This is a genomic window from Deltaproteobacteria bacterium GWA2_45_12, assembly GCA_001797365.1.
Classification (GTDB): Bacteria; UBA10199; UBA10199; order UBA10199; family UBA10199; genus UBA10199.
Map to the genome: position 1 here is coordinate 1 of MGPH01000012.1, position 10,820 is coordinate 10,820.

At 47.7% G+C, this 10,820-nt stretch carries 9 protein-coding genes; 6 read left to right on the forward strand and 3 right to left on the reverse strand.

The window, feature by feature from the left end; genetic code table 11:
- Nucleotides 1–59: 59 nt before the first annotated feature.
- From A2048_10570 to A2048_10580, 3 genes are all read right to left on the reverse strand, one after another.
- Nucleotides 60–386, reverse strand: a complete 327-nt coding sequence (locus A2048_10570) for a hypothetical protein (GenBank protein ID OGP10280.1) — start codon at nucleotides 384–386, stop codon at nucleotides 60–62.
- Nucleotides 387–426: 40 nt separating this feature from the next.
- Nucleotides 427–747, reverse strand: a complete 321-nt coding sequence (locus tag A2048_10575) for a hypothetical protein (protein OGP10281.1) — start codon at nucleotides 745–747, stop codon at nucleotides 427–429.
- Nucleotides 748–820: 73 nt separating this feature from the next.
- Nucleotides 821–1,012 carry a hypothetical protein gene (locus A2048_10580; GenBank protein ID OGP10282.1) on the reverse strand — a complete coding sequence of 64 codons (192 nt, stop codon included), beginning with the start codon at nucleotides 1,010–1,012 and terminating at the stop codon, nucleotides 821–823.
- 228 nt (nucleotides 1,013–1,240) lie between these two features.
- Between A2048_10580 and A2048_10585 the strand changes: the two genes are divergently transcribed.
- Genes A2048_10585 through A2048_10610 form a run of 6 tightly spaced genes read left to right on the forward strand, consistent with a single transcriptional unit; the run spans nucleotide 1,241 to nucleotide 10,475 of the window.
- The gene (locus tag A2048_10585) at nucleotides 1,241–2,782 is read left to right on the forward strand and encodes a hypothetical protein (protein ID OGP10283.1); all 1,542 of its coding nucleotides are present in this window, start codon (nucleotides 1,241–1,243) and stop codon (nucleotides 2,780–2,782) included.
- 1 nt (nucleotide 2,783) lies between these two features.
- On the forward strand, nucleotides 2,784–3,218 hold the full coding sequence (locus A2048_10590) for a very short patch repair endonuclease (GenBank protein ID OGP10284.1): 435 nt from the start codon (nucleotides 2,784–2,786) through the stop codon (nucleotides 3,216–3,218).
- Complete coding sequence (locus A2048_10595) at nucleotides 3,218–4,690, forward strand: ATPase (GenBank protein ID OGP10285.1); 1,473 nt, start codon at nucleotides 3,218–3,220, stop codon at nucleotides 4,688–4,690. Before A2048_10590 ends, A2048_10595 begins: the two co-directional genes overlap by 1 nt.
- The gene (locus A2048_10600) at nucleotides 4,683–7,448 is read left to right on the forward strand and encodes a hypothetical protein (protein ID OGP10286.1); all 2,766 of its coding nucleotides are present in this window, start codon (nucleotides 4,683–4,685) and stop codon (nucleotides 7,446–7,448) included. The genes A2048_10595 and A2048_10600 overlap by 8 nt, the downstream gene beginning before the upstream one ends.
- On the forward strand, nucleotides 7,432–8,415 hold the full coding sequence (locus A2048_10605; protein OGP10287.1) for a hypothetical protein: 984 nt from the start codon (nucleotides 7,432–7,434) through the stop codon (nucleotides 8,413–8,415). Before A2048_10600 ends, A2048_10605 begins: the two co-directional genes overlap by 17 nt.
- On the forward strand, nucleotides 8,412–10,475 hold the full coding sequence (locus A2048_10610) for an AIPR family protein (GenBank protein OGP10288.1): 2,064 nt from the start codon (nucleotides 8,412–8,414) through the stop codon (nucleotides 10,473–10,475). The genes A2048_10605 and A2048_10610 overlap by 4 nt, the downstream gene beginning before the upstream one ends.
- Nucleotides 10,476–10,820 lie beyond the last annotated feature (345 nt).

Consider the following 10,820-nt stretch of genomic DNA (forward strand, 5'->3'; position numbering starts at 1 on the left):
TTTATCATTGGGCATTGTCCTCCGGCTAGTTTTTTTCGCTTCAGTGAACTTGTGTTATCTCAGGCAGCGGCACTCAACGCCGCTTCCCGTGCGCGCCGGATCAGTGCCGTCCATTCTGGATCGTTCCCGATATTCGCACCGTATACTTTTTCGTCGAAGGGGGCATCGCTTAACAACCACGCCAAAAACTCCCGCTTGCCGATTATGACTTTCCCACCCTCTTTGCCGCGTGAGTATCGGCCATCACGTCCCGGATAGTTGATGATCTTATCGCCATCCTCGTTGAGTTGAGATTCATTCCAGTTGAACAGGATTTCGCTGATGTCACCACGACCCAGACCTTTGGCGATGGCGTTGAACGCTTTGCCAACAGCCACATTGCTCATAGATGACACCAACACAGAATCACTCATCACCCCTCCGATCTCATACGTTTGGTGTTGAGCTGACAATCTGCTTGATACCGCCCTCTTTAATCCAGCGGTCGATCGAGTCTTGCGCCGCGTTCAGATAATCCATCAGCTTATCCGGCATACCTTCATTTTCATCACGCCCGCCGAAGTGTTCTAATAAAGAATCCATAACATCTTCCTCACAGAAACCACCATAGCAGTTTGCGTCCACGTAATCGTGAAGGGCAGAAAACGATGGGCAATCAGCCGGCACTCGCCCGTTTTTAACGTCATCAATGATTTCCTGCTTCATAACCTCGATTGATTCATCTAGTGTTGGCGCTGTTGCGGTCATTTCGTTGCTCCTTTGTTCGTTGCGGGGAGTAGATTGGGTGTCGCTACTCATTTGGTATTTGACAAGCTTTTCTTCACCGAAGAATCTCCCGTATCAGCGTCCAGACCGTTTCCGGCATCGGACGAAACCCCTTGGAGTCTGTGGGGAGCAGCCAGTTATCGAGTGCGCGTTTGCTTGCTCCGATACGGTCAGCGAAATTCTGCCGGGTCATGTTCAGTTGCCGCATTGCATCACGCAAAAAATCCTGCTGGGCTTGCTTGGCCATTTTTGTTCAAATTCCAATATATGTACTCAGCGAGTATTGTACTCGCTGAGTAGTTACAAGGCAATTAAAATACAGGGGAACAACATTAACCAGGACTGAAAATCTGAACTGGGGTGGTGCTGGTGCATTCCAGTACGACATTCCACACAAACGAGGTAAAATCTGCGGCCATGCCAAATTTTTATCCGATGCCACTAATGCCTCTCAGTTACCTATTCAAACACAACAATGGCTGGCAAAGAACTCTATAAAGTAATTGACGTTTTCGCGGGGCCGGGAGGGCTGGGCGAGGGCTTTTCTGCCTTTGGACATGGTGCAGAAAAGCCTTCATTCAAGCTCGCTCTTTCAATTGAAAAAGACCCGACCGCACACAGCACATTGCTGCTGCGTAGTTTCTACCGCCAGTTTGATCCCGAAAAAATTCCGCCGGAATACTGGTCTTATGCCAAGGGGGAGATTACCAAGGCGGAGTTATTTGATTTTTATCCTCAGCAAGCTAAGGCAGCGGCTGAAGAGGCGCAGTGTATCGAACTCGGCAAGACCCCGGCGCATGAGGTGAAAAGCCTCATCAGTCAGAGACTGAATGGCTGCGAAAAATGGGTGCTGGTCGGCGGGCCACCCTGCCAAGCATATTCACTTGTCGGACGTGCGCGCATGCTGACTACCAAACCTGATTTTGAGAAAGACGTGCGCCATTTTCTTTATAGGGAGTATCTGCGAATCATCGCGGATCACCGGCCACCAGTGTTTGTGATGGAGAATGTGAAGGGAATACTTTCCGCACAGCATTCCGGCAAAAAAATCATCAAGAGTATATTGAGCGATCTGCAAAAGCCTGACATTGCAGTCAATGGCCGGAGTTCTGGCCTCGGCTACAGACTGTTTTCGCTGGTGGATAACAAACCTCCTGAGAAATGTGAGCCGGAAGACTTTCTGGTAAGAGCCGAGAAATATGGCATTCCGCAGGCGCGGCACCGTATGCTTATTCTGGGCATTCGGGAGGATATTCAAATCATACCAAAAACGCTCCAGGAATCGGAAGCGACCACTGTTGCCCAGGCAATTGGCGATCTTCCGAAGATACGCAGCGCTGTATCCAAAGAGCCTGACACACTTGAACTCTGGCGTGAGATTCTTGACTCGATAACCTCAAAGGCATGGCATCGCAAAGGGCGAAGCAATGGCCTGGCGCAAACAGTCGAAAAAATTGACGAAGCTCTGGTGAATATACGTCAGCACAAGTTGGCGACAGGGGCAGAATCCATGAGTTATACCGGCCGCCCAAAAATATTTCCGGACTGGTATCGGCATGGTTGTGTTGATGTGGTGACCAACCATGCAGGCAGAGGCCACATGAGGAGTGATCTGCATCGCTATCTTTTTGTGTCCGCCTACGCGGCAGCTAATGGAAAATCCGTTCATCTGAGTGATTTTCCGACGGCGCTTCTTCCCGCACACCAGAATGTGCAGGAGGGTGTGCAGAACAGTCACTTTTCAGATCGTTTCAGGGTGCAGGTCGGGGGGCGGCCTTCCACTACAATCACATCCCATATCTCTAAGGATGGGCATTATTTCATTCATTATGACCCTTCCCAATGTCGCAGCCTGACTGTCAGAGAGGCGGCAAGGCTGCAAACATTCCCGGATAGCTACAAATTTGAAGGTGGCAGGACATCGCAGTATCATCAGGTTGGTAATGCCGTGCCGCCGCTGTTGTCCATGCAGGTTGCTGCAATAGTCCATGACATTTTAAAGCGGCTGAAGATTTAGCATGGATACGCTGACCTCGGAAAAACGCAGCTGGAATATGTCCCGCATCCGAGGAGCGAATACAAAGCCCGAGCTTGCTGTCCGCTCGATGCTGCATCGCAGGGGATACAGATTCAGAATCTCAAATAAGACCCTTCCAGGGAGACCAGATATTGTTCTCCCAAAATACAGGGCAGTAATCTTTGTTCATGGCTGCTTCTGGCATCGGCATCAGGGGTGCAAATATGCTTACACGCCGAAATCCCGCTTGGATTTCTGGGAGCAGAAGTTTGAGGGGAATGTCATGCGGGATAAAAATAACCTTTTTCTTCTCAAGAAAACAGGCTGGCTTCCTCTTGTCGTATGGGAATGCGAAATAAAACACAATGCTGAAGCTGTGCTTGGCAGAGTATCTGGAATTTTGCAGCGACGCCTGAAAAAACTGGTGGCGATCTGATGGAAAAATATACCCTTCCGCCGAGAGCGGCCTCCCTTTCCGAATCCATGCGGGATATTGGTTATTCGCTGGAAACGGCCATTGCGGACATTATCGATAACAGCATTACTGCGGGAGCAACTAGCGTTGAAATCTGGTGTGATTTTGAATTAAACCAGCCACAACTTGCCATTACTGACAACGGACAAGGTATGAGCAGGGATGAGCTTATCGAAGCCATGCGACATGGCTCAACCCACCCCAGGAACAAACGTAGCAGTGATGATCTCGGGCGATTTGGTTTGGGCCTCAAAACGGCCTCCTTTTCGCAATGCCGACAACTTGTCGTAATTAGCCGTAAGAATGGCGAGCTTGCAGGTGCCATGTGGGATTTGGATACGATAGATGATGAATGGAATATTGGCCTTCTCAGTCAGGATGAGATATTGAGTTGTCCGCATGTAGACCATCTTGGATCAAGCGGAACCCTTGTGCTATGGCTGAAGCTGGATCGGCTCTCAGAAGGTGATGTATCCAGCAACAAACAGAAAATGCTACTCGAGAAAATTGAAGTTGCAGATAGACACCTTTCTCTTGTATTCCATCGCTTTCTGTCAGGGGAAGTGAGGGGCAAAAAACTCGACATATTTATCAACGGGCATAAACTTGATCCCTTCGATCCTTTCTGTCTCAGCAATAAGGCGACTCAACTTCTTCCGGAGGAGATAGTGAGACTTGATGGCCATGAGGTCAGGATTCAGCCATACATACTGCCCCACCACAGCAAGCTGTCGCCAAAGGAGCATGATTACTATGAAAGCCGGAGCGAATTCGTCAGCAACCAAGGCGTTTATATTTATCGCAATAACAGGCTGATGGTCTGGGGTAACTGGTTTCGTCTGACACCCAAAGGAGAGGCTACAAAACTGGCGCGCGTGCGGATTGATTTCCCCAGTGCGCTGGATGAGCAATGGACGATTGACATCAAAAAATCGAGAGCACAGCCGCCTCAGCAGGTACGTGAAAAGCTGCGTCACATTATCAGCAGGATAGTTGAGCAAAGTACCCGAGTGCATTCAGGCCGGGGGAGAAAATTATTCGATGAAGCAAAGGCGCCGTTCTGGGTGCGTTACGCAGAACATGGGGGAGTGAGATATTCGCTCAACAGAAATCATCCGGTTCTCGCAGCGTACAGAAAAATGATCGAGGGTGATCAGCAGCGACTGTTTCAGGAGGTGTTGACTGTCATTGAGGATTCCATACCTGTGGAAGCAATTTATTCTGATTATTCAATGACCCCTAAGGGATTCGATGAGCCTGCAAAAATAGACACGGAAGAAATCCTGGTCAGGCTTCGTTTGCTGTGTGAATTACTATCTGCTGAGAGTCAGATGGACATGAACACATTTAAAGAAACCATCAATCGCTTAAAGCCATTTTGTGATTATCCGAAGGAAATCGAGCAGGTAATCAAGGAGAAATATAATGCCTGACAATGCAGCTGCTGCCACCCCGGATTTTACTGAGGCACTGAAAAAATTGCTCGTTGAGCAGCTCATGAATGTTGAGCCTCTTCAGCATGAGCAGATTGTTGACCTCGCACATAAATACGCGCCAGCGTTTGGTCTTGCAGCGGAACAGATAGATTCTGTGATCAGATATGTACATTCCAGACTCGTCACAACAATGAACGAAGGGGTCTCCCTGATTAATCAGGAAGTGGATCATGATGAAGACTGGTATTTAAAACGTGAGGATTTGTCATGGGATTATTGGAGTGATTATAAGCAGCATATGATCGCGGAGGACTGGCATCCTCGTGTTGTAAATACGCTCGGTGATGTAACTGGAAAAATTCTTGGCTTGCTGAAAAATCCTAATGACCCCGGTGAGTGGGATCGTCGGGGGCTAGTCATTGGCCATGTACAGTCAGGGAAAACCGCTAACTACATAGGGCTTATAACGAAGGCGGCAGACGCAGGGTACAAATTTATCATCGTGATTGCGGGTATCCACAACAACCTGCGGAAACAGACACAGCAGCGCATAGATGAAGGGTTTGTTGGCAGGGACAGCACACCGGACAGTATGCGTAAATATGTAGGTGTGGGGCGGTTGAATAAAAACCGAAAATTTCCGGTGTCCCTGACCAATACACATCAGGATTTTACTAAGCAGGTTGCAACAGGAATCGTTGCTGATCTACAGGGATTTAACCAGCCAGTGGTAGTTGTGATTAAGAAAAATGTCACCACACTATCTAATCTTTACTCCTGGCTGAAGGATTGGAACACTCGGGAATCATCGCAGCAGATTGCCAACGTGCCGATGCTGATGATCGACGATGAAGCCGACAATGCCTCCATTAACACCAACAAGCCCGATATTGACCCTACCAGAACAAACCGCGAAATCAGACGTATCCTGCAACTTTTCAAGAAGCGGTGCTATGTTGGATATACCGCTACGCCTTTCGCCAATATTTTCATTAATCCTGATTCGGCGGATGAGATGCTTAATGATGACCTATTTCCAAGGGATTTCATTTATTGTCTGGATGCACCGACAAACTACTTTGGTGCTCACCGCGTGTTTGTAGATGAAGAAAAAAGTGGGACAATTCTCAGAAATATTGACGATGCAGAAAGTTATTTCTCGCTGGCACATAAGACAAAAGATTTTCCAGTCAGCGATATTCCCCCGTCTCTTAAAAAGGCCATTCATATTTTCATTGTTGGGAAAGCCATCCGTATTTTAAGAGGGCAGGGAAATAAGCACGCATCAATGATGGTGAATGTTTCCCGATTTGTCGGCGTACAGAGGCAGGTCAGAGAAATAGTCTCTTTTTATCTGGGAACGCTTGCTCGTTCTGTTCGCTATAACCATTCCCTACCTATTCCAGATGCATTAAAGAATGGCGGGATGCAGGATTTGAAAGCTGCATATGACGATGAGTTCTCCGCCTTGGAAGAGAAGTGGCCTGAAATTCAGAAAGTGTTGTCTAGCGCAATCGATGCGATCAAGGTCTATGTGGTCAACAGCAAGTCAGATGATGCACTTGATTATAAAAAAGCAGCAGACAGCAACGAGTCACTTACAGCTCTTGCCATAGGTGGGCTGAGCCTGTCACGCGGCCTTACGCTTGAGGGTCTGATGGTCAGTTACATGTACCGGAATACCAAGATGTATGACACGCTCATGCAGATGGGAAGATGGTTCGGCTATCGCGGCGGGTACGAAGACCTCTGCAAAGTATACCTATCTGAGGAATCTCAAGGCTGGTACGAGCACATCTCCGACGCCACCGAAGAACTCCGCAATAGTGTTATACAGATGCGACGTGATGGGTTGAGCCCAAAACAATTCGGCCTTTATGTCCGCGCTCACCCTGATGCGTTGACAGTCACTGCACTTAATAAAATGCGGGATACCGAGACTAGGCCATTGCAGAGAAGTTTCAACGGAAAGTTAATTGAAACTCACATTGTGCCAGCTGCTGAAGATATTACAGCTCAGAATCAGGCACTGCTCAGAGAGTTGTATGCATTGCTTGAAAGCCGACTGCCGCAATCAAAGCAGTATGTAGACGGGACAATATTCTGGCAGGCAGTCAGCTGGGAAATTATCGATGATTTTCTTTCCAAGTATAGATTTCATAGAGTAATGCAGAGCGACAAGATTTCTGCCATTGATTATCTGCGCAAAATTTCTGGGAAATACCCAGAGGTAGATGTGGTGTTTATATCGCTAAAAAAAGAAGTGCCAGGGCAATCCAGATTCCAACTATCTGACAACGAATATATCTTATGCCAGGTGCGCACCGTGGTCAGTCGCCTAGAGCCAGATGGCAGCAAAAAAGAGCCAAAAATGCCGACGGAAGAGAAAGGATATTTCACTAATAAGCAGCGCGTTGCCAGCCGAGGTTCTGAATCTGTCGGGCTGGATGATGAGCAAATAAATGAAGCAAAAGATCTCGCTAGAAAAGAAGATAGTGTCAATATTGCGGATAAGCATTACCGGCATGCTCGCCGCCGCCCGTTGCTTATGCTGCACGCTTTAAATCTGGTTCATAAACCAGATGAAGATAGCGCTCCCATGCTGCTTATGGATCAGGTTCCTGCAATCGGCATCGCCTTCCCTGGCGGAGATTTCACCACTACCGTTGATTATGTAGTGAACAAGGTCTGGCTGAATCAGATGCAGCAGGAGAGTTTTGATAATCCTGATGACGAGGATGATTATGATTTATAGCAGCCTCCCATGGAACAACATCAAATCACCTGCCAGTGATATTAATCTTCTGCGGATTGATGCCACTCACCCTCACGATTTTTCATGGGGAAAGGATTCTGCGGGGCGATTACTTCTCGTCTTAAAACTACCAATGATAGATGTGCATGACTTGCGGGCGCGGAATATAGAGCTCACCGGCATAAAATCTGACATTTGTAAAATTGACTCCACTGGCGAGGCCTATTTTCAGCTGGCACTACAGAGTAAAGAGAATGCCGACATTTTTCATACGCTTTGTAATGACCTGATCGAGAAAACGCGCACAATCACAAATGCAGAGGCTGCTCTTTCGCTCGTTTATTCACGACTTGATCGTTGGCGAGCACTCCTCAGCAAGTCGAACCGTGGCCTGCTATCGCCGCAGGAAATTCAAGGTTTGTTCGGGGAGTTGAAATTTCTTGAAGAATGCATTGATGCCGGTCGTGTAAGTATGCAGGCTGCCGTTGAAGGATGGCAGGGGCCGCTGGGAGCCCCACATGATTTCATATTTGACCAAGCTGCCATAGAGATAAAATCCATCAGTGGCTCATCCGCTGATTCCGTTCGTATATCCTCAGAATTGCAACTTACCACTCATCTCAGCACGCTGCATTTAAGGGTGATATTCCTGGCGCAGGATGCAGACTGTAATAGAGGCGCCTCTCTGAATACTCTCATCAGAGAGCTTAAAGATAAAATCCAATCGCACGATCTTGTGCAGGCCTTTGATGAACGGCTTTCCGAGATTGGTTATATTGACATTCCAGAATACGATTACCCGTGCTTCTCTGTCATGCAGAGCAGAACGTACCATGTCAGAGAAGGATTTCCTCGCATCACTCCTGAATCACTGCCAATCGGAATCAGCAATGTCGCTTATGACCTCGGCTTTAGTAGTATCGCTGAATATATCTGTGATTCATCTATACCAGAGAGGCCGCAATGAGCATGGACATAGAAGAATTCTTCCACGATTTCAGGCAGGATTTGCTTTCAAGTGCGGAGACCAGGGAGGATTTTCTGGAAGCGGAATTTGCTCTCAGCGCGACAAGGGAGCTGGAGGAATCCGGAGCTATTGAGGGTTTTGAGCCATGCCATTACAAAGCCCCACGTGGCATGCGTGTGGATGGGTACTGGCTTAATGATGACGGAATTTCAATTGACCTTTTTATCGTGGATTTTGCCAATAGAGAGGTGCTTGAATCACTGACGCGCAGTGATGTGAATGCGCTGTTTAAACGCATCGAGAATTTTTTTACCGCCTGCGCTTTAAAGGGACTCTACAGCGAACTTGAAGAAACATCTCTCGGGTATGGTCTGGCGAGAGATATATCTGGCCGTGCAACCACTTTTGCCAAGGTGAATTTCTATCTGCTCTCGGAACGTCTTCTCAGCGAAAAGGTGCAGGCTATCGAGGACAAGCTCTACCAGGGGTGGACTTTTACTTACAACATCTGGGACATTGCGCGCCTCCACCGGATCAAGACTTCCCGTGGCGCCAAGGAGGAGGTAGTTATTGATTTTGAGTCCATGTTCGGAGAAGGCATTCCATGCCTGCCTGCACACATCAAATCTGCTGACTATGAATCCTACTTGATGGTCATGCCTGCAACGATTCTAGGCGATCTATATGGCAAATATGGCGACAGACTATTGGAACAGAATGTCCGCTGCTTTCTGCAGGCGCGGGGCAAGGTCAATAAGGGGATGCGTTCCACTATTATCAATGATCCTGAAATGTTCTTTGCCTACAACAATGGAATTACGGCTACAGCCCGTGAGGTGATTGCCGAACCCAAGGCGGATGGGATCTATATCAGAGAAATTAAAGACCTCCAGATTGTAAATGGTGGGCAGACCACGGCGTCGCTGTTTCATACAAGCAGGAAGGATAAAGCCCCTCTCGAAAAAATATTCGTGCAGATGAAGCTCTCCGTGGTGGATAGTGAAAAAGGTGAAGAGGTCATTCCAAGAATCTCTGAATATGCCAATACGCAAAACAAAGTTAATGCGGCGGATTTTTTCTCCAACCACCCCTTCCATATAAGGATGGAGGAATTTTCTCGACGCCTCTGGGCACCACCTCAGCAAAGCGCATTGCGCGAAAGCAAATGGTTTTACGAACGCGCCAGGGGGCAATATTCCGATGCACAGGCGAAAATTTCAAAAGCTGAGAAAAAGAAATTTCTTGCCGAATTTCCATCATCCCAGATGTTCGCCAAGACTGACTTGGCGAAATTTGAGAATGTATGGGAAGACAAGCCGACCTATGTAAATCTTGGGGCGCAGAAAAACTTTGCACAGTACGCAAAAAGGATTGGGCAGGAGTGGGCAAAGAATCCCGATAATTTCAATGAACTCTATTACAAGCGAGCTATCGCGAGGGCGATCCTGTTCAAAAAAACGGAAAGAATTGTGTCCACGCAGTCATGGTACAGCGGTGGCTACAGAGCAAACATTGTGGCTTATACCCTGGCTCTGCTTTCCAAGCTATGCGCTGATATGGGCAAATCATTCGATTTCATGAAGGTGTGGGAAATACAGGACATTACGGACGTGATGAGGGACGCAATTGAAATAACCGCCAAGGTCGTGTTTGACGGCATCATGACCCCAATAGCCGGAATTTCAAATATTTCGGAGTGGTGCAAGAAGGAAGCATGCTGGGATCGCCTTCAACTGAAGACCGGCGAATTAAAGTCTTTGCTTCCCAAGCCGTTTTTAAACGGCCTCGTTGATAAAGAAAATATTGTCGAAGAGGTAAAGTCAGCGGCCAAAGTTCAGAAAATTGATAACGGAATTGAAGCGCAGAAAAAAGTAATGGGCATTCCTGCCGCGAAATGGCAACAAATCATGGTCGATGGCAATAAGAAAAATATTTTCTCGCCAATGGAAACAGGGATTCTTCAGGTTGCATCACAGATACCCGCCAAAACCCCATCTGAGAAACAATCGATCATACTGATTGACGTACTGGCAAAGGCCGCCCTTGAAGGGATCAATTGACCTTATCGCTATGCTAGCTGAGAGCTCGACATGTTGAGAATGCATTTATAACGGTATAACGCACAATGTATCTTGGGCGATTACAGGATGCGAGAGTTTTCACACAACCTCGGACGGAAGTGATGATTCGAAAAAGTTGGAAGCGGACATTGCGGCAGCCCTCACCGACCGCCTTTTCATAAAACCCCAGCGTCGCCTAAGGCCGAGGAACGGATATTCAAGGTGATTCACCTGATGGACGGCTATGTCTCGATTGCGCTGCTTGGCGAGTGACAAGTTTCAGGCAGCGCGATTCCAAATCGATGGAAAATGAGGATGCAAAAATAGATGTGGCAGACTGATGGC